This window comes from Micromonospora sp. NPDC002389 (assembly GCF_040296095.1).
Lineage (GTDB): Bacteria > Actinomycetota > Actinomycetes > Mycobacteriales > Micromonosporaceae > Micromonospora.
In genome coordinates this window covers 297,699-319,335 of sequence record NZ_JBEOWP010000005.1, presented here as the reverse complement: position 1 = coordinate 319,335, position 21,637 = coordinate 297,699, and the positions used below count along the sequence as shown (strand labels likewise).

The following is a 21,637-nucleotide window of genomic DNA, read 5'->3' as shown; positions in this document are numbered from 1 at the left end:
CCGTACCCCTTCTCTGCCCGGTGCATCACACGACGGACGCGGGACCCGCCGTGTTCAGTGCGGTGATGGCACGGACTCGCCGACGTCTGATTGAGAAAACCAGGCACCGCCGTCCGTTGAGAGGACGTGCAAGGGGGGACATCGAGGAACGGACGAGCGTCATGACCGGCAGGCTGCCGCCGACACCGGCTACCCGGGCGCGCCCGGAGCACCGGCGCATCGACGGGCTCTACGACATCTGGCTGCGTACCGGCCCGGACGGTCTGCCGGTCGCGCTGCGGGGCAACGGGACGCCGCTCGACGCCGTACAACTCGCCGACCTGGTCCGTCGGGGCGGTGGGGCGGGCGACGACGTCCGGATCATGATGGACGGCGGCGCGGAGCACGCGGAGATCTTCGCCGAACTGGCCGGGATCCTCGGGCGGGACGTGCTGATCAGCCCGGCCGGCAGCATGCTGCGGTACGACGGAGACCGCGAGCCGGAGCCCAGCCTGGTGGACGCCCAGACCGGGCGACCGGCGGAGTGGCTCGTCGTCCAGCCCCCGGCGATGGCCACCGACCTGCCCGGCTGGTACGAGACGACCGGCGGCGTGCTGCGCCCCCGGTCCGGTGTCGTCGCCGCACCGCTGCCCGGTGGGCTGACGCTGGCCACCCGGGCCGACTTCGTGGCTCGCCGGGCCGCTGCGGTGGACCTGGCCCCGGGGCACCCGGAGCTCACCACCATCGGGGTGTCCGTCCGGGGCGGCGGCTTCGTGGTCGGCGACTACACCGGCTCCTACCGGGTGACCGGTGGGCGTCAGCTCGCCGCCGCCCTGTCCGAGGTGCCGCTCTACGGCAGTGAGATCCGGATGTGGCTGCACTGGCCCTCCGACCCGGACGAGCGGCAGCGCCTGCACGCCAACCTGGCCGCGTTCGCGGACAACACCGGGGCGATCGTGTGGGCGCCGGAGCGTACCGCCGCCCTGGAGGTCCTGGAGAGCTGCCAGGACCTGAGCGCCGTGGACCGCGCCGGCGGCCCGGCCGAGTGGCGTACCTACCTGCCGCCGATGGCCGGCTCGCCGCGCTTCGAACCGGACCAGGACGGCCGACTGTCCCCGGCCGGGCGGATGGTCGTCACCCCCTATCCGGGCGCACCCCTGGTCAGCGTCGCGCCCGCCCGCCAGCGGGCGATGAACTCGCGGTACAGCAGTCTGCGGGCCCAGCACGGGCTGTTCCGGATCGACCTGACCATCCTCAACGACGGCCGGTGGGCGGTGCAGTACGCCGACTCCGGGCCGCACGCGCTCGGACCACGGGTGCTGCAACGGATGCTGCGTACGGCCGGGTGGCAGGGGGAGGACCTGCTGCTGCTGGCGAGCTATCCGGCCTCCGCCGAGGCGGGGGTGCGCAGCTTTGGCAGCCGGTTGGTGGAGGGACTGCGCGCCGAGGTGTGGGTGCTGCCGCCGGAGGCCGCCTTCGACAGCGTCGACGGTACGGCCCGTGCGGTCGACGAGCGGGGCCGCCCGGTCGACTGGCAGCGCCTCGACCTGGAGGACTCGCAGCGACGCTGGCAGAGCGACGACGGTGTGCTGGTGACCGCCGAGAGCAGCAGCCGTCCGGCCGGCACCGATCGTGTCGCCGGCACCGATCGCATTGCCGTCACCGGCCGTCCGGCCGACGCCCCTTCCCGCGCGCCGGAGAGCATCGCCGCTGTCCCGGACAGCGCTGAGCGGAGCACCGCGTCCGAGGCGACGCCCTCGATCGACCGGCAGCAGGCGGGGGAGCCCGCTCTGTCCACGCCCTCGGTGTCCGACGTCCGGGCGTACCCGGGGTCGCCGTGGACGGGACGCCCTGCGGCGGCGACGTCCGGCCCGGTGTCCCCGGTCCCGGTGCACGCGGTCCTGCCGCTGCCCGCGCCGACGTCCCCGGCCCCGCCTCCGGCCCCGGCGGCGTCACCGTTCCGACCGGCACCGCCGCGACCGGCTCCGGCTGCGCCGGATTCGACGGCTGTGGCCCCCTCGTCGCCTACGGCCCCCGCGTCGCCTTCCCCGTCGCCGGTGCCCCCCGCACCTCCGGCCGCGCCGCCGGTGGTCCCGCTGTCTCCGGCCGCCTCGCCGGTGGTTCCTCCGTCCCCGGCCGCCCAGGCGGGTGCCCCTTCGTCGACCGCCGCGCCCACCGGGGCGGACTCCTATCCGGAGCGGTCCTCGCCCGTGCCGCCGCTTCCACCGCAGGCACGGGCGGGGGGCTGGGCCCAGCCCAATCGGACCGAGCCGAGGCGCGTCGAGCGGCAGGTCGGGCCACCGCGACCGGTGGTCGGGCCGGCGGCGGGCCCGCGTCCGCTCGCCGGGCCGGCGCCGACGACCCGGCCGGAGGAGAGCACCGCTCCCGCTCCGACTTCCGACCCTGGGGTCGGCTACGAGCAGGGACTGCCCTCCACCGCCGGTCCGGCCCGGGATCCCCGCTCCGACGCCGGGCGGCGTCCCGACCGCCCCGCCCCGCCGGGTGGGCCCGAGCTTCCGGTCAGTGCCGCGCCCCGGCTCGGCACCGTCCGGCGGCCCGTCGCGCACGCGATCTACTGGATCGCCGAGCGCCCGACGGTCAACGCCGAGCCGGTCGAGCTGTACGTCGTCGCCGGCTGTTCGCCCACCGACGCCACCGGCACCGGCGTACCCACCCCGAACCTGTTCCTGGTCGGCACGCTCCGCCCGCCGGTGCCCGCCGCGCTGCGGGCGGACGAACACCTGCTGCGGGTACGCGTCCTCGCCGGCGGCGCGGTGGACATGTCCTCGATCACCGTGCACGAGCCACCGGCCCTGCACGAGCTGCTCGTCGACCGGGACGAGTCGTACCTGCTCCCGGGGGGTCTGCTGGGCCGTACCGAGCTCGTCGCCGGTTACGGCGTCGACGCCTCCGGGCGGTACGTGGAGCAGCCGGTCGCCCCGGCGACTCCACCGGTGGCGATGCGCTGCACCGGCGCCGGGCACGGCATCGAGGGGTTGCCGGCCGACCTGCCCCGCTGGCCGTACGAGGCCGAGGCGCTCGCCTATGCGCTGGTGCGCGACCCCGAGGCCACGACCCGTAGTCAGGGCCTGGTGCTGTTGCGCAACCGGCCGCGTGCCCGTCGGGGGCGGCTGCTGGTGCAGGTGCGGGTGCCGTGGCGGTGCGCCGTCGACGTGCGCGCGACCGTGGCGCAGATCGGCGACCTGCCGCAGATTCACTCGACGGCCGGATCGATGCTGGAGGCCGGCGTGAGTCTGTTGCTGCCACGCGAGGCGAACGAGCAGGTCGAGGTCGTACGGCTGCTCTCGGCGGGCCGGCTCGGCTGGCGGACGGTGGGTGAGCCGGAGATGTCGCTGGCCGACTTCCTCGCCAGCCGGGCCGATGCCACGACCCGGCCGGGCAGCACCGCCCCGATCCGGTAGGGGTAGCGCTGTCCCGACCCGGCCGGACTGCGCCGCCGGGACCAGACCTGGGCCCCACTGAGTCCTTCGGCTCACGCCGCCCGCGGTCCGGATCACTAGCGTCCCGTTTGAGCGGTGCTGGGGAAAGGTCCGGTCCTGGGGAGGGCTGAAACGATGGGTGCCAACGTGGGTGTGCAGGAGCGGGTCGAGGCGGATGCCGACCTCGATCACCGGATGCGTAGCGTCTTCGCGGCGAACGCCCAGCCGTTGTACTACTACCTTCTCCGGCTGACCCGGGGACAGGGGCAACTCGCCGAGGACCTGTTGCAGGAGACCATGCTGCGGGCCTGGTCCCGGCTGAGCGAACTGCCCGCCGACGACGCCACGATCCGCCGGTGGCTGTTCATCGTGGCGCGGAACCTCTCGATCGACGTGGCCCGCGCCCGGGCCGCCCGACCGACCGAGGTCTACGGGATGGACGTGACCTGGGCCCACTCGCCGGACGACGAGTTCGACGGCCTGCTCGACCGGTTCGCCCTGGCCGACGTGCTGCGCAAGCTCACCCCGGAACACCGGGCGGTGCTGGTCGAGCTCTACTACGGCGACGTGACGGTGGCCGAGGCGGCGGCCCGGATCGGCATCCCGGAGGGGACCGTGCGGTCGCGGTCGTTCTACGCTCTGCGCGCCGCCCGGGGCATCATCGGGGAGCCCGCCGAACTGGCGGCGTGACCGCCAAACTCCCGACGCGGCGGCTGAACGACACGGCGGCCGGGACCGTCGTGGAGTCGTGAGTCCGCACCGGGACGGGCACGACGAGGGGGCGAGGGAGATGTTGGTCAGCCGGTACCCGTCACGGGTGGGACGGTATGTGGTGGTGGTGCTCGGCGTACTGCTGGCCGCGCTGCCCGTCCTCCCGGCCCGCGCCCAGGCCGCACCGTACGTCAAGTACTACACGGTGGAGTCCACCTACGTGGGCAAGCCGGAGGGCCTGCGTGACATCGCCGAGCGCTTCCTCGGCAGCCGGGACCGCGCGGAGGAGATCTTCAACCTGAACGTCGGCCGGGCGCAGTCCGGCGGCGGCGCCCTCACCGACCCAAGTCAGCTGCGCGCCGGTTGGCAGCTCGTGCTGCCGTGGGACGCGGTCGGCAGCGGGGTCGAGTACGGCTCGCTGCCGTCTCCGGCACCCCCGAGCACCCGTTCACCGTCACCGGGAGCGTCCGCCGCGCCACCCGCCGGTACTCCGCTGATCCGCCCCACGATCGGCTCCAGCCCCAGCCCCAGCCCGAGCCCGAGCGGCACCAAGAACTCCGGTGCCGGGGGCGCCAAGTGCGGATCGGCCGCAAAACGCGGTGACAAGGACCGCGCGGACTGGGCGGAGCGGCGCATGTCGCCGGAGCGGGCGTGGTCCCGCAGCCGTGGCGAGGGCCAGATGATCGCGATCGTGGACTCCGGGGTGGACGGCAGCCTCGCCGAGTTGCGGGGCCGGGTCACCCAGGGCATGGACGTGGTGGCCGGCAGCGGCCGGGGCGACGTCGACTGCCTCGGCACCGGCACCGCGATGGCCGGTATCGCCATCGCCCAGTCCGGCTCGAAGCGCACGGTGACGGGGGTGGCTCCGGAGGCGACCGTGATGCCGATCCGGGTGGTCACCACCAAGGCCGAGGCGCAGCCGGCGGACCAGGCGGCCGGCATCGAGGTGGCGGTGGCCGCCGGTGCCACCGTGATCGCGCTCGGGTCGTACGTGGACCCCAACGTCCCGGCCGTCGCCGAGGCGATCGCCACCGCCGTCAAGCACGACATCGTGGTGGTCTCCGCCGCCGACCTGGAGTCGAGCGACCCGGAGTCGGGGCTGCCGGAGCAGGGCATGTTGCGGGTCGGTGGCATCGGCGGGGACGGCAAGATGGCGGACAGTTACCGCGCCGGCGGGGTGGACGTCGTCGCCCCCGGCGTGGACGTGGCCAGCCTCGGCATCGGCGGAGCGGGTGACTTCGTCGGCAGCGGCACCCAGTACGCGGTCGCCTACACGGCCGGCCAGGCCGCCCTGGTGCGCTCCGCGTACCCGAACCTCTCGGCCGCTCAGGTGACCGAACGGATCCGGAGCACGGCCAGCCGGACCGCCGACACCCCGGAGGACCCCGCCTCGTACGGCGACGGCGTCATCGACCCGTTCACCTCGGTGAGCGCCGCGATGGAGAACGACGGAGGGGCGGCTGCCCCGAACGGCCCGTCCGCCGATGACGGCGGATCGTCGACCAGCGGTGGCCAGGTGGCGATCTTCGTGCTCATCGGCCTGGTGCTGGTGGCCGTGACGGTGCTGTCGGTGTTCCGGCTGCGTACCGTGCTGCGCTCCGACGACCGCAAGGATCCCGAACCGGAGTTCGACCCGCCCGCGAACCGTCCGACCGACCACTCCGATCCACAGCGGTTGAGGTGATCGCCCAGTGACGGGGCAGCCCGCGGTCTCCACCCCGACCAGCGCACCGTCCGGCCGGATCGAACGGGTCTCCACCCGCCCGTGGAGTCGGCACCGCACCATCTCCTCGGCGATCCGGGCAGCCCGCGACGGCGGGGTGGTGTCGGTGGTGGCCGGGGTGTACCGCGAGTCGTTGACCGTCGACAAGTCCGTCACGCTGGTGGCCGAGAACGACGGTGGCGCGGTCGAACTGGTCGCGCCGCACGGGCCGGCGCTCGCCGTACGGTCCGGGTCGGCCACGATCCGCGGGTTCGTGTTGAGCGGCTCCGGTGCCGTGGTGGTCGCCGCCACCGGCCGGATCGCGTTGGAGTCGACCACGGTCACCGGGGGCGCGGTCCAGGTCAGCGGGGACGCGTCGGCGACGCTGCGGGACTGCGCCATCCTGCGTACCGGGGCGGCACCCGGGCTCATCGTCGCCGACCAGGCGACGCTGGAGGGCACCTCGGTCGAGGTGACGGAGACCGGCGGCGCCGCCGTCGAGGCCGCCGGAAGCGCCCAGGTCACCCTGGTCGACAGCCGGATGGGCAGCGTCGGCGGTGGCGCGCTGGTGGCGGAGAACGCCACGCTGACGCTCACCCGCTGCGAGATCGGGCCCAGCGGCGGCGTGGGCGTCGAGGTCAGCGGCGGTGGGCAGGCCCGGCTGACCGACTGCCAACTGCACGACCTGGCGGCCGAGGGCATCCGGGTCAGCGGCAGTGCGACGTTCGGCCCGGACTGGTGGCCGCCGCTGCGGCCGGAACACGCCGGGACGCCGGGCGCCGGGGAGACCGGCGAGACCGGTGGGGTGCTCGTTCGGCGGTGCACGATCAGCCGCGCGGCCTCCGCCGGGGTGCTCCTCGCCGGGTACGGCCACCTGCACCTGGACGAGTCCACGGTGGACGCCGCGCGGGGTCCCGGCGTGCTGGCCGGTGGCGACAGCCGGCTCTCGATGGCCGGCAGCCGGATCAACCAGGCCGGTCAGACCGCGCTCGCGGTCCGGGAACGCGCCGAGGTCCGCCTCACCGACGGTGCCTTCGCCGACTCGGCCGCCAACGGGCTCTACGCCGCCGACGACGGGCGGATCCTGATGCACGGCTGCGAGATGCGGCGCTCCGAGTACAGCGCGGTGCACCTCACCGGCACGGCCAGCGCCGCGCTGGTCGAGTGCACGATCGCCGACACCCCCGAGTTCGGGGTACGCGCCTCCGACCGCGCCCTGCTGCGGGTGGAGGGCGGCACGATCACCGGCGCGGGACTCGGCGGGGTGCAGATCGACGGTGGCGCCGACGCCGAGTTGCGTGGACTGACCGTCAGCGACTCCCGGGCCGGCGTACGCGTGGATACCCCGCACCGGCCGCTGCTGACCGACTGCGAGGTCCGCGACGTCGAGCAGACCGGGATCGAGGTCGCCCCGCACGCCGCGCTGCTGGCCCGGAACTGCCGGATCGCCTCCTGTGGCGCGGCCGGGGTGCTCGTCGACGCGTACGCCACGCCGACGCTCGAAGAGTGCGAGATCACCGACATCGGCGGCAGCGGACTGGTGCTCTGGGAGGGCGCTGCACCGATGATCCGCAGCCTGACCGTGCGGGAGTGCCGCAAGAACGGCGTGTACGTCGGTGACGGTGCGCACGGCACCCTGACCGACTGCGACATCTCCCGGACCGACTACCCGGCCGTGCACGTCGGCGTGGACGCCGATCCGGCGTTGCTGCGCTGCCACGTGCACGACGCCGGGGCCGACGTCGACCAGACCGACCAGGGCCGGGCGACCTTCGAGGAGTGCTGGAGCACCGACGTCGCCGAGGCGACCCTGCCGACCGAGCCCGTCGCCGCCCGCGCGGTGCCGGCCGGTGCCGGTCCGCGCCGCGCCGCCGCCGTGCCCCGAGCCGGTGCCACCAGCAAGGTGCCGGAGTTGGCCGACCTGCTCGGCCAGCTCGACGACCTGGTCGGGATGGCCCGGGTCAAACGGGACGTGGGCACCATGGTCAAGCTGGTGCAGACCGTCAAACGTCGTCGGGAGGCCGGTCTCGCGCCGCCGCCGATGTCCCGGCACCTGGTCTTCGCCGGCAACCCCGGCACCGGCAAGACCACCGTGGCCCGGCTCTATGGGCAGTTGCTCGCCGCGCTCGGCATGCTCGAACGCGGACATCTGATCGAGGTCGACCGGGGCACACTGGTCGGTGAGTACGTGGGACACACCGCCCCGAAGACCCAGGCGGCCTTCCGCAAGGCCCTCGGCGGTGTGCTCTTCATCGACGAGGCGTACGCCCTGGTGCCCACCGGTGGCGGCACCGACTTCGGCCAGGAGGCGATCTCGACGCTGGTCAAGCTGATGGAGGACCACCGGGACGAGGTGGTGGTGATCGTCGCCGGCTACCCGGACGAGATGCGGCAGTTCGTCGCGGCCAACCCGGGCCTCTCCTCCCGCTTCTCCCGCACGCTGACCTTCGAGGACTACTCGTCGGTCGAACTGGTCCAGATCGTGGAGAAGCAGGCGAGCCGGCACCAGTACCACGTCGCGGAGAACGGCCGTGCCGCGCTGCTCAGCTACTTCGACGGCGTCCTGCGGGGCGAGGGCTTCGGCAACGGCCGGTTCGCCCGCAAGGTCTTCCAGATGATGACCGAGCGGCACGCCGCACGGATCGCCGAGATGGACGCGCCCAGCACCGCCGAGCTGAGCACTCTGGAGGCCGACGACCTGCACGTGGACGACCTGGAGGTGGCCGGATGACACGGCTCGGGTGCAGGGAGGACCGATGAGCGGCGAACGGAGCCGGATCACGGTGGTCGGCACCCGCCGCCGGTTGGACGTGTCGGTGCCCTCCGGGGCACCGGTCGGCGAGTACTCGGCCCGCCTGGCCGAGATGTGCGGCCAGGACCGGGCCGACGTGCTTCCACCGGCCTGGTCCCTGGCCCCCGCCGGCCACCCGCCGCTGCCGCTGGACGCCACCCTGCTCGACGTCGGCGTGGTCGACGGCCAGGTGTTGTACCTCCGCGACGCCGCTCAGGAGCCGAACGACGCGCCACTGGTGGAGGAGATCGAGGAACTCGTCGCCGACGAGACCCACCGGCATCGCCAGCAGCGGCTCCGGGGCGGGACGATCGTCCTGAGCCTGGGTCTGCTCTGGACGACGGTGGCCGCGATCACGGCCGGACTCCGGTTCGAGGGCGGTGCCGGCACCGCCGCGGGGCTCGTCCTGGCCGGGCTGGGTCTGCTCGCCGGAGCGTGGAGCCTCACCCAGCACCGCGAGGTGGTGCCGGACTGGTTGCGGATGGCGGTCGCGTTGACCTCGGTGCCGTGTCTGGCGGCGGCCGGCATGCTGGTGACCCGGGTGTTGGGCGTGACGGCGTACCGCTGGGACGGTGCGGTGTTCGGCGCCTGCCTGGCCGCGCTGATGGCGCTGGTGGTCATCCCGACCGCCGCGTTGGTCGTGGTGCAGTTGCACCTGACCGTCGGCCTGGCGCTGGTGTCCCTGATCCGGGCGCTGGACACCGACCGCGCCGGTGCCGCCGCGGTGGTCACCGTGACGGCGATGGGCATCATCGCGGTGGCCCGACGGATCGCCGCCACCGTGGCGTCCTGGGGACAACGCCGACCGCCTGACCAGTCGGCTGCCCTGCCGGTCACGATCGGGCTGGTCGACCGCTCCCACCGCCTGCTCTCGGTGGTGCTCGTCGGTCCGGCGCTGGCGCTGACCGCCGCGCTTCCGGTGCTGGCCTCCAACGGCGGCGGCTGGGCGGTCGCGTTGACCGCGGTGGCCAGCATCGCCCTGATGGCCCGCTGCCGGCTGGTGGCGTTCTCCGCCGAACTGCTCCTGCTCGGCATCGCCGCACTGGTCGGCTGTTTCAGCCTGATCCTCGCGGTCGTCGGGATGCTCGGCGCGGGCCCCGGCGCGACCCTGGTCGTGCTCGTGCTGGCCGGGCTCGGCGTCGCCGGAGCCGGGGTGGCGCTGAGCCTGCTGCGTCCCTCGACACCCGAGCCGCCACGTGACGGGCCGATGGTGCACCCCTCGGCCCGGCGCCGCAGCCGGGCCGAGGTGTTCGGCGTGATCACCAGTCTGCTCATGGTGCCGTTGGCGCTGGGCGTGCTCGGCGCGTTCCGACACATGGTCGAGGTGGGTCGCAGCATCTTCTGACCCCCGGGGGGACGGGACCACGGCCCGAATGGGGACTTTCCGGCATCCCGCCTAGGGGTGCCATGGTGTACGACGGGTGCGGCGTGGCGCGGTGGCGGCGACCCGCATGAAGTGGCGACAAGGCGAGGTATCGGGTGCCCGGCGGCGACGGTTGCAAGGAGATCATGGCCGTTCCGGGCCGCTTCGTGCTCACCGGCGCGATGACCCAGACGACGCACCCCGTCGCCCGGGCGGTCGCGGTCGCCACCCCGGCGCCGGACGACGGCACGCTGGTCTATCTGATCGAGGAGACGCCGCGCTCCGCCGCCGGCCTGGACTACCTGCGCGGACAGCCGTTCCCCGACGCCCTGGTGCTGGTGCCGTGGGACCTCGACCGCTGGGCCACCGGAGGGCAGCCGCTCCCGGACGACCCGGAGGGCCTCGGTAACCTCGCCGACCTCTACCGCCTCCAGGTGCAGGTGCCGGTGGGCGAGGCGCGTGCACCGCAACTGGTGCCGGTCGACGCGCGTGGCCGGGAGGCGTCGTGGGACGACGCCACGTCGGTACGGGTGCTGCCGTGGTCACACGTGGCCGGACGAGCGGCGCTGCGGGCCGCGTACGACCGGATCGTCGCCGACGAGGAGCCTGGCCGCCGACGCGTCGAGGCCCTGCTGGCCGACCTGGAGGAGATCCGGCGGGCGCTGCGGGTGAGCATCCCGCCCGGGAGCCTGGCCGCCGCGATCCACCTGGTCCGGTCCGGTAACGAGCCGGAGGCGGCGGCCCTGCTCCGAAAGGTGCTGCCCGTCGCCGTTGCCGACGTGCCGACGATGGTCGGCGGGTCAGCCCAGCCGATCGCCGCCGATGTGCTGCGTGCCACGCTGCGCGCCGCCCCGGAATCGGCAGCGCTGGTGTCCTACCGGGCACCGAACGGCGGGCCCGCGGTGGCCTGGCTGCTGCCGGACGGCGAGGACGTGCGGTGGGTCGGGGCGTCGGATTCGGACACCATGCCGATCGCCGTCCGGCTCACCGACGACTGGCGGATGGTGGCGCTGCGCGACGCGGCCACCACGGTGGTGCTGATCGACGCGGACTATCGGCCGGTCAGCGTGGACGTCGAGACCCCGCCCGTACCCGCCCCGCCCGCACCTGCCCTGTCCGGCGAGACCGTCGAAGAGTGGGCGGATCACCCGCCGATGGTCGGACAGCGTTCCACAGAGGTGGAGGCGCGCCTGGCCGAGATGCGGCGCGTGCTCATCGAGAAGGGCACCGAGCTCCGGGATCTGCGCTCCGCGCCGAGCGCCGTCGACCGGGGCCGCGACGCCGAGGAATCGACGACCTCCGCCGGGACTGCCGATGTGGCGGCACGGGAGTGGGAGATCGCTGCCGAGGTCGATCGTCAGCGGACGCGAATCGCCGAGCTGACCAAGATCACTGAGCACGAGCCGATCGAGGAGACGCCGGACGGCGTTCTGCACAGTTACGTCTGGGTGCGGCAGGCGGTAGAGGGGCGCGCCGGATACGTCCGAATCCCAGTGCGCGTCGACGAGGCGGGCGTGCGTAGCACCCACCCGGAGACAGGCGAGATCACCGGTGACCTTCGCCTGGTCGACGGTGAGTGGACGCCCCGCCTCCTAGGCGGCGCGCCCGGCTCGTCGCAGCGACGGGTGGGTTCGTCGTCAGCTCGGCGGAGCGGGCCCGGATCATCGTCGGCGGCTAGGACGGCCGTGCCCGGTGCGACACCGAGTGCTCCCGCCATCGTGGTGCCTGCCGGTTACACCGAGCAGAACCTGCGGCGGACCTTGCCCGACCGGTATGTCGAGAGCCGGCGGCCGGACTGGGCGACGAGACCGCTCTGGGCCTCCGTACCGATTCCGCCGGAGCTTGCCTTCACCACCGGCCTGCAGCAGCGCGTGACCCGCCACGATGATCCGGGCGGTGTCCAGCCGGTGTTCGGCGGCACCGCAGGCATGGCGAACGGGCTGGTGGGCTTCGGAGTCGGCCGGTTGCACCGGATGCCCGCCGACGGCGAGATGGTCTATGCCGTCGTGGCGTCCGGCGGGATCGACGTGTGGGGAAGCCCGGCCACGGCGGCGGCACCGCGCACCGCACCCGACGTCCTGGGCCAGTTCACCGGGACCAGCGTCGTCGCCGGATGGCCGGTGTCGGTGGACCCGCACACCGGTCAGATCATCCTGGGCCAGGCGGCGGCGAACCCCAACCTGGCGGTGCACCGGGAAGGCTCACCCGCAGCCACGTTGACGGCTCTGGACGGTGAGCTCGCCGCCATGCTTACCCGCCTCGCGGGAAAGCATGACACGACGCTCACTCGCGGGGACGCGGTGTGGACGCCGAGCAGGGTGATCGAGGACTACGGGTTGCTGGAGGCGACGAACCCGGCCTACTGGGCGGAGCTGCGGCGTCTGGCCCGGCGTGACCAGGGTGCTCTGGGCAGCGGACGCGAGCAGCACCGTGCCTGGCAGAAGGCCAGCGACCTGCTCTTCCGGTACCTCAACGCCGGTTCCAACGGCATTCCCGCGGCCAGAACCGTCGTCACCGATCTGGCGGGGACGGGCTCCTCAGCCATGTTCGACGGAACGGGCTGGACGGTGGAGGTCGGGGAGTCGGACTCCATCGACGACCGGCTCGCGTTCTTTGCGCACGAGGGACTCCACGCTGAGCAGTATGCGCTGATGGGGCGGCTCGTCGCCGGTGCCAGCAACGACCCCGAGACGCTGGACCTGGTCACTGGGGTCCCCATTGCGCGTGAGGCGCTGTGGGCACGGCCACTCGACCGCGGCGATCCACGCTATTCGTTGGCGCTGCGCCTCTGGTGGCACCACCACTCAGAACTGGATGGGCGCATCCATGACGTACGCCGGGACGCGGCGCTGCTGCGCAGACGGACCCATGCCCAACTGGTCAAGGCCCTGGAGATCGGGCAGTTCAGCGCACCCGTACGCCAGCTGCTGACAGCGCGGCTGGTCGGCCGGACGGCACACCACTTCGAACTGGGCATTCTGCTGGTCCGGCTCGGGCTGGAAGGCCCGGCGTACCGTGCGGCTCTGGACTTCTCGACCGGCGGCTCGGTGCGGGACTGGCAGAAGGTCGCTGCTGCCGAGGTGCCGTCGCTCGCCGGCTATCAGGTCGAGAGAAACGAGGCCGGGAGCCACCTGTGGCCGGCGTCGGTCGGGCGGCAGGATTCGTCCTCGCGACTGGTGCACCACTCTCGCCCCACCGTCGTGGTGGAGTTGGGTCGAGCCGGGAACGCGCTGTCGCGTCTTGCCGACGTCGTGCCGCATCTGCCGGCGGACGCTCTGGTGGCGGTGGTGACCTCCGATCCACTGACGCCGACCCAGGCGGTGGAGCTGGCCTCGACAGTCGGTGAGGGACAGACGGTGGCTGTCTCCGTCTCGTCCGGTCCTCGGATCGATCCGGCCGATCCACTGTTCGACCACTTCGTGCCGTACTCGCGGTGGCACGCACAGTCGATGAGCCTCTTCGCCGACTACTTCACCGTGCACACCGAACCGCAACGGCCCTTGCTCCGACTCAACTACGCGCTGAAGCCGCTGTACAACGTCGGAGGCGGGGTCTTCATCCGGCAGGACCTGAGCGACTGGCAGATCAGGCCGGTGGGACAGACGCTCTGGGTGCGTGCCTCCGACGAGCCGGCCGGGGCGTTGCCGGTGCCGGCGGAGCCCGACAACGGAATGCCGAGGATCGTCGTCGGCGCTCCCGGTCGGGACACCCCGTGGGCGATCGTCCAGCTCGGGCTGCTGCTGGCCGAGCAGCTCACCGGTGTTCCGGACAGTCGCGGTATGCCGGACCTGGTGCAGATTCACCGGCCTGTCCTAGAGCCACCCGAGCTGCACGACCTGACCCCTGTCGAGACCGCCGCTCCATTCACCCGGCAGCTCCTGGTCAGTGCCTTCGGTGAGCACGGCGTCGACGATCCGAGGCTCACCCACACGTCGAAGATCGAGGACTTCGACATCGACCCGTACGTGTTGACGGCTGCTCTGGTGGGTGCGGTGGACCCGGCACCGCAGGCGATGTCGGAGTCCCACCTGGTCGAGGTGTTGACCGGCCTGGCCGCCAGGCTCGGCGTGACCCGCGAGGAACTTCTTCCGGTGGGTTTTGTCACGGCGTTCGCTCACGGCATCGGTCATGTCACCGTGCCACGTCTGACCGTGGTGACGCGGGCGTTGCAGGCCCTGCCCGACCGGGGGAGGGAACAGCCGGACGAGAGCCGGATCCTGAACAGTTTCCGCAGCCTGGTGCCGGACGACAACGAGCGTAGTGCCAAGCACGAACTCTTGCGGCTGCTGGAGTGGCTCGGACATCCGGGCACGACCTGGCCCGCCGAGGGACTGTCCTCCGAGTACCTACAGCAGGTGGTCGGCAGGGACAGGAGCTGGACCGACCAGGTGCTGTCGCAGCGGACGCCGGACGGCAGTGGGGTCTGGTGGTTGGGGCCGGTGGTGCAGCGGCACCTCGTCGCTCCCGTCGAGGACACCCTCGTGCTCGCGTACGCGGCTGGTGCTGATCTTCTGCCGGTGGGGATGCCGGTCCCCGGGGGTGCCGCCCTGCTGATGCGGGTGGGCCAACTGGTGCGGCGACAGCTACCGGAGGAGGAGTGGGGCACTCCGGTGCTGCTGGTCCCGGTGATCTCTGCCCCGGCCGACAGCGATCGGCTGCGGGCCGAGTTGACAGAGACGGAGAACCGGCTCAGCCTCGGGGTGACGATGGCCGATCCGGTCGTTGTCGCCGTGGAGGACGATGCGGTCGCCGACCCGATGGACCTCGACGAGAGCGTGGTCGGGTCGGCGATGGGGCAGCAGCCCGAGGACGCCGGTCGGGTGCGCCTGGCCACGATGCGGGAGCATCTCACCAGGTGGGCGGAGCATCTGGTGCGCCTGCGTGCGGACGGTGCCGGCGCTGACACGTCGACGGAGGTGGCGCGGGCCCAGTCGGAGATCGACCGGTTGCGGGAGCGCATCACCGAGCTGACCGAGGTCGTGGCGTACGGTCCGGTCACGGCGACGGGGCGGGGCCTTGTCGGTCGCGTCTCCGTGCGGCAGTGGATGGAGGGCCGCTTCCAGCGGGTCGAGATCCCGGTGTTCATCGACGATGCCGGGGTGCACGGTCTGCACCCGGAGACCAGCGAGCTGACGGTCGACCTTCGCCTGGTCAACGGCGAGTGGATGCCCCGGGTGCTGGGCGGCGCGCCCGGCTCGTCGTCGTCACGGCGGGGCGGCTCCGGGTCGTCCTCAGCGCGGCGGGGGGGCTCCGGGTCGTCCTCGGCGGGGACGGCTGCGGCCGCCTCGGCACCGAGCGTTCCCGCCATCGTGGTGCCTCCGGGGTACACCGAGAAACAACTACGGCGGAACTTTCCCGACTGGTTTGCCAAGAGCCGGCGGCCGGGCTGGGAGGCGGAGACGCTCTGGGCCTCCGTGCCGATCCCGCCGGAGCTTGCCTTCACCACCGGTCTGCAGCAGCGCGTGCACGACGGCCCGGACGGCGTCATGCCGGTGTTCGACGGTCTTGCGGGCATGGCCAACGGGCTGGTGGGCTTCGGGGTCGACCGGTTGCACCGGATGCCCGCCGACGGCGAGATGGTGTACGCGGTCGTGGCGCGCGGTGGTATCGACGTGTGGGGGAGCCCAGCCACGAAAGCGGCGCCACCGACGGCCCCCGACGTCCTGGGGCAGTTCCCCGGGAGCACCGTCGTCGCCGGGTGGCTGGTCTCGGTGGACCCGGACACCGGTGAGGTCACCTTGCACAAGGTGGCGGAGAACCCCAACTTCTCGGTACGCCGCAAGGACGACCACTTCCAGCGGGTCACCCCACCGGACCCGGTTGACCTGGATGATGCGCTCGTCGCCATGCTCGCTGCGATGCTCGCCGACCCGGCCGGAAATCGTGGCACGACGCTCGTTCGCGGCGTCGAGGTCTGGCAACCGCGCAAGGCCGCCGATGAGTACGGTTCGCTGTGGGCGAGGGACCCGGCCCTGTGGGCGGAACTCCGAGTTCGGGCACGGAAGGAGTACCGCACCCTGGGCGGCGGGGACCGGCAGCGCCGCGCCTGGCAGGAGAAGACCGACCTGATCTTCCGGCACGTCCGGCGGGGGGCCGACGTCGACCTCACTCCGGCCAGATCCATCATCACCGACGTGTCGGATGAGCACCATGCGGCCAGGTTCGACGGCACGACCTGGGAGTTGGAGGTCGGGCAGTCGGATTCGGTCGACTACATGCTGGAGGGTCTCGCGCACGAGGGGGTCCATGCCGAGCAGTACACGTTGATGGGCCGGCTCGTCGCGGGTGCCACCAACGACCGTGAGGCCATGGACCGGGTGACCCGCGCCGGGCACGTGCAGGACGCCCTGTGGGCACAGCCACTGCGTCTCGACGACGAGCGCTATCCATTGGCACTGAACCTGTGGTGGAACCACTACACGAGAATCGATCTAGACCACAGCAACCTGCACATCAGGGCAGAGGAGCTGTCTTTCCGCAATGCGGCGCAGGTGCTCAAGGTCAGAGGGATCGAGCAGTTCAGTCCGCCCGTACGTCAACTGCTGGAAGCGCGGATGATCGGCCGGGCGGCCCGTGACTTCGACACCGGCGCCATGATGTTCCGGCTCGGTCTGGAAGGTGCGGCGTACCGCGCAGGCCTGGAGTTCTCGACCGGCGGTTCGGTGCGGGACTGGCAGAAGGTCTCTGCCGCGAAGGTGCCGTCGCTCTCCAGGTACCGGGCCGAGACGAGCGAGGCCGGGACCCACCTGTGGCGGGCGTCGGCCGAGCGGCAGGACTTCTCCCCGCGGCTGGTGCACCGCTCTCGCCCGACGGTGGTGGTGGAGCTGGGGCGGGCCGAGAACGCACTGTCACGTCTTGCCGGCATCGTGCCCAGACTGCCGGCGAACGCCCTGGTGGAGGTGGTGACCACCGATCCACCGACGCCGACTCAGGCGGTGGAGCTGGCATCGGCGGTCGGCGCGGGACAGGTGCTGGCCGTCTCCGCCTCGGCCGGCCTCCGGATCGACCCGGCCGATGAGCTGTTCGACCACTTCGTCCCGTACTCGCGGTGGCATGCCCAGTCGATGAGTCTCTTCGCCGACTACTTCACCGTGCACCCGGAACCGCAATGGCCCGATTTCCACCTCACCAACACCCTTGCCTCGCTGATCAATCTCGGGGGCGGCCTCTTCACGCGGACAAACCAGGTGGACTGGCAGATCAGGCCGGTGGGGCAGACGCTCTGGGTGCACACCACCGACGTGCCCTCGACCGCGCTGCCGGCGCCGGTGGAGCCCGGTCTCGGCATGCCGAGGATCGTGGTCGGTGCGCCCGACCAGGACACCCCATGGACGATCGTCCAGCTCGGACTGTTGCTGGCCGAGCGGCTCACCGGCATCGCGGACAGTCGGGGTGACCTGGGCCTGGTACAGGTCCATCGGCCCGTCCTCGACCCCCCCGAGTGGGACGATCTGCCCCCTGGTGAGACTGCGGCACCCTGGACCAGGCAGCTCCTGACCAGCGCCTTCGTTTCCGAGGGCGACATCGATGATCCGCAGCTCGAACACATATCGGACGTGGGCGACTTCGACATCGACCCGTTCCTGCTGACGGCCGCCCTGGTGGGAGCGGTGGAGCCGGCACCACAGTCGCTGTCGGAGTCTCAACTGGTCGACGTGCTGACCGGCCTGGCCGCCACGCTCGGCATCACTCGTGAGGAACTGCTCCCGGTGGGCTTCGCCACGGCGTACGCCTTCGGCATCGGTCACGTCACCGTGCCACGCCTGGCCCTGGTGACGCGGGCTCTGCTGGCCCTGACCGACTATCGGCCCGACCTCGATTTCGGCGACGGATACGAGTCGAACGTGCCCAGGGACACCGGTGAGCCGATCAGAAGCTGGCTCCTCACCGATTTCCGCCGGCTGGTCCCGCAGGACGACGAGCGTCACGCCAAGCAGGAACTCGCCCGACTCCTGGAGTGGCTTGCCCAGCCGGACACGACCTGGCCGTCCGACGGACTGACCTCCGAGTACGTGCAGCAGGTCCTCGGACAGGACCGGAGCTGGATCGACGGGTCGTTGGCGCGGCGCACCAGGGACGGCAGAGGTGTCTGGTGGCTGGGGCCGGTGGCGCAGCGGCACCTCGTCGCGCCGGTCGAGGGCGCGCACGTGCTCGCGTACCAGGCGGATGCCGATCTTCTTCCGGTGGGCTTGCCGATCCCCGGTGGCGCGGCGCTGCTGGCGCGGGTGGGCCAACGGTTGCGGCGGGACCTACCCAAGGGCGAGCGGGGCAAGCCGGTGCCGGTGCTGCTGGTGCCGGTGACGAGCGGGCCAGTCGAGAACCACTGGCTGCGGTCGGACCTGACGGACTTCGAGAACCGGCTGGCTCTCGGGGTGACGATGGCCGAGCCGGTCGTCCTGATGTCGAGCGACGACGTCGACGCGGCACTCGCGCAGATGAGCCTGGACGAGGTGGCGGCCACGATGGGGCAGCCTTCCGGTTGGCCGGCCTCTGACGAATCGATCGACCCCGAGAGCCCGCTCTGGTGGACCGGCAGTCCGGTGGATCCCGTTGAGGAGCCGGTGTCGATCGGCGGAGCCACGCAGGAGTCCCAGTCATCCCCGCCGCCCGTTCCCATCGGTACGAACGGGGTCGAGGACGAGCTGGTCGTGACCCGGGCGCAGGCACGGCTGGCCAGTTGGGCGGTGCCGGACCGGCTCGTCGAGCTGCGGCGGTTGGCCGACGAGGGCCGTCCGGGCGCTGGCGACGCGCTGGCCGCCGTCGAGGCGTACCGGAGCGCGTTGGCGCGGGCCGAGAAGGGATCGCTGAACGAGGCCGGAGAGGTGGCTACCGCCTACCGGAGCATGCACGACCGGTTGGCGGCGTTGAACCTGGCGCATCTCGCTCCGCCGACCTCGCCGACCGAGACGGACGTCGCGCCTGGCGTACCGGTGCCGGCGGCCACCTTCCCGGTGGAGCTGACTCCCCCTGCCGCACCGGCCCGGCCCCGACTCGCCGATCTGATGGCGGATCCGCAGGAGGTGCGGTGGGCCGAGCGCGTGGGGGTTCCGGCTGCCCAGGCCGCCCGACTGCTGACCGACGGACGCCTGCGGTTCGACCCGACCGAGGTCGACCGACTGTCCACCGCTCTGCGATTCGACGAGGACGAGGTCCGTGACCTGGTCGATCTGGTCGAGGTGCTCGGCATGGTGCCGCTCGACCTGCCCGCCAGGTCTCGGGCCATGGGGCTCGCCGGGCTGGGGCCACTCTTCGGTGTGATCCAGGAGTTGGCGGTGTCACCCGACGACGTCGCTGCGATCGGCGACGTGCTGGTGCGGGCTGCGGCGGGCTCCCGGGACGTCGAGCCCGACGAGGGGACCTGGGCCGACCGGTTGCGGTCGGAACTTGCCGACGCCGGGGTACGCACCAACAGCGATCTCGTGTGGTTCATGCGGTTGTCCCGGCGGCTGGAGTTGGCGCCCGCCGACCGGACGAGGTTGGGGGAACTGCGAGAGCTCGGGGTGTCCCTGGAACTGCTGCACGAGTTGCCCGACGAACACGTGCGGGCGGCGCTGGAGGGCCGGCGCCTGGCCGCGACGGGTGTGGCCACCTTGGCCGCTGCCGCCGGCCTGGGCGGTCCCGTCGCGTTGGAGGCGGCGGCCGAGCGGCTGGACGTATCTCCGATCGACCTGGCGGTGGCGCTCGGCGGCCAGCTCCGGGAGGCTGCGGGCGGGGTGCCGCCCACCGGCGCGAGGGACCAACTGCGGCTCCAGGGGCAGCAGGTGGCGGACCGGCTGTTGGACCGGTTCGAACCGGGCGGGCCCACGCTGAGCGACTGGGTGCGGTGGAGCGCCCGACTGGGCTTCCCGGTGGACCAGCTCCGCCCGCTGGCCTCCGCCCCGGTCATGTCCGGGCTGATCTGGGAGGCGCTCGGGGACGTGCCGAGGGGGCGGGTAGCCGACGCGCTGGTGCCGGTGTTCCCCGCGACGGCCGCGTCGGAACGACTTGCCGCAGCGCTGGCCCGGCAGCGGAGTGCGGCGGTACCTCGTCCGGGTGAGCTGGCCGCCTGGGCGGCCCGGCTCGGCGTTCCCGGCCCGTACCTGCGTCGGGTCCTGGTGCGGTCAGACGTCGACGGAAGTGACGTGGTCGCGTTGGCCGACCATCTCGGACTCTCCCCTGACCAGGCGGCGGCCCTGGTCCGGCTGACCGAGGTGACCGGCCGGGTGCCGGGCGACGCGCTGGCTCTCGCCTACAGACTGGGTCTGCCGCACTTCCCCTATCTGCTGATCTGGCTGGCCGCGTACTGGGAGACCGACCCGCGCCGGTTGATGCCACTGCGTCCGCTGTTCGCGAGGATCAAGGAGCTGCCTCCGGACAAGCGACCCGATCCACGGCAGGTGGAGGAACTGGTTCGCACGTGGGCGGCATCGCATGCTCAGGACGAGGCTCTGCCCCGTTCGGCCCCGGACGACCTGGACTTCGACCTGTCGAACATCCTCGTCACCAGCGCCGACTTCGCCGACTTTCCGGACATCTCACACTTTACGCCGGCCTTTCCGGAATTTGGGGACCTCCCTCCGCGGCAGGTTCCGAGCGCGGACGCCAGCAGCGCGAGAAGCGTGCAGGGTGACCGACCGGCCGGTGCGCCCGTGGCCGACTCCGATAGTGACTCGACATCGGGATCAGAGAGCCTCCCGAGCATCTACCGGGGCTCTCTGCCCGGCAACTCGTCGGTGCGGAGCCCTTGGGGAGAGCGGAGGGCAACGGCAGAGCAGCGCGGATTGCTCGCCGCGCTGGACCACGGCAACGGATCGATTCTGATCGACTCCGATGACACCGCCCCGGACCGCCGGGATGTCGCTGCGCTGCTCTGGTTCGCGAGCAATGGCGTGGGCCCGGATGGAGTCGGGCTGCGGGTGGTGAGTCCGCTTCGCCAGAAACGGATGGCGGCCATCACCGAGCGGTACGAGGCGCTGCAGCGGTGGCAGGGCGTCCCCGGTCAGGCAATGACTGAGTTGTGGCGAGACGCCGACTTTGTCGCCAAAGATCCTGACCTGGGGTACCTGATCGGCCGGGTGGCGGTGGTCGCTGCGGCGGCCAGAGCGGCCGTTTCCGCCGTGACACTCGAGACCACCGCCTCGAACCGAGGCGAGGCCGTCCGCGCCGCCAGCCGTGCCGTCGATGCGTTGATCGATGGTGTGCGGTGGTGGACACAGCACCGAGCTGGCCGGTCGATACCTCCGGTCGATGCCGAGACGGTGGCGTCCGGAGACATCCCCGCGCTTATGGCTGACCTGCGCCACAGAGCAGGGCGGAGCCCGGCGTCACGAGGTGACGACTTCGGCCCGATGGTGGCGAAGCTTCGTGGACTACTCGACACGTTGCACGGTGCTGACTCGCCCCGGGACACCTATCAGGTGCTGACCGGACTTCTTCACACCGTGGTGGCGCAGTTCGCCCGCTTGGTCGTGGCAGCCGCCGCCGACAAGCCGGCATCGACGACGCTGGCCGCGTACGGCCTGGTGGCCCAGACGATCGGAAGCGTTCGCAACGTCGCCTTCGCGCTGGCGGACTGGGACCGGCTGGCCGGTGGCCTGACGGCGGTGCAGGTGAGCGGGGCCGCCGCCGACGTCGTCACCAGGGCCGAGGCCATCCGGGACACCTGGGACCAG

The 21,637-nt window shown here is 72.3% G+C and carries 6 protein-coding genes (1 of these 6 running past the window's edge); all 6 read left to right on the top strand.

Annotated features, from left to right (window positions below):
* The first annotated feature begins 161 nt into the window (after positions 1-161).
* Positions 162-3,401, top strand: a complete 3,240-nt coding sequence (locus tag ABT008_RS12475; RefSeq protein WP_350696008.1) for a hypothetical protein — start codon at positions 162-164, stop codon at positions 3,399-3,401.
* A gap of 153 nt (positions 3,402-3,554) precedes the next feature.
* Positions 3,555-4,109: a sigma-70 family RNA polymerase sigma factor gene (locus tag ABT008_RS12470; protein ID WP_350696006.1), complete on the top strand. Its 555-nt coding sequence runs from the start codon at positions 3,555-3,557 to the stop codon at positions 4,107-4,109.
* Between the two features lie 58 nt (positions 4,110-4,167).
* Positions 4,168-5,814, top strand: coding sequence for a S8 family serine peptidase (locus ABT008_RS12465; RefSeq protein ID WP_350696005.1), 1,647 nt, complete (start codon positions 4,168-4,170; stop codon positions 5,812-5,814).
* 7 nt (positions 5,815-5,821) lie between these two features.
* Positions 5,822-8,563, top strand: a complete 2,742-nt coding sequence (locus ABT008_RS12460) for a right-handed parallel beta-helix repeat-containing protein (protein ID WP_350696003.1) — start codon at positions 5,822-5,824, stop codon at positions 8,561-8,563.
* A 25-nt stretch (positions 8,564-8,588) separates the two neighbouring features.
* Positions 8,589-9,968, top strand: a complete 1,380-nt coding sequence (locus ABT008_RS12455; RefSeq protein ID WP_350696001.1) for an EsaB/YukD family protein — start codon at positions 8,589-8,591, stop codon at positions 9,966-9,968.
* Between the two features lie 164 nt (positions 9,969-10,132).
* Positions 10,133-21,637: the start of a hypothetical protein gene (locus tag ABT008_RS12450; protein WP_350696000.1), read on the top strand. 23,856 nt of this gene lie beyond the right edge of the window; the window shows 11,505 of its 35,361 coding nt (coding positions 1-11,505); it begins with the start codon at positions 10,133-10,135; its stop codon lies off the right edge, out of view.

Coding starts and splice junctions, on each gene's coding strand:
- ABT008_RS12470 (WP_350696006.1), top strand. CDS start 3,555: ATGGGTGCCAACGTGGGTGTGCAGGAGCGGGTCGAGGCGGATGCCGAC.
- ABT008_RS12455 (WP_350696001.1), top strand. CDS start 8,589: ATGAGCGGCGAACGGAGCCGGATCACGGTGGTCGGCACCCGCCGCCGG.
- ABT008_RS12475 (WP_350696008.1), top strand. CDS start 162: ATGACCGGCAGGCTGCCGCCGACACCGGCTACCCGGGCGCGCCCGGAG.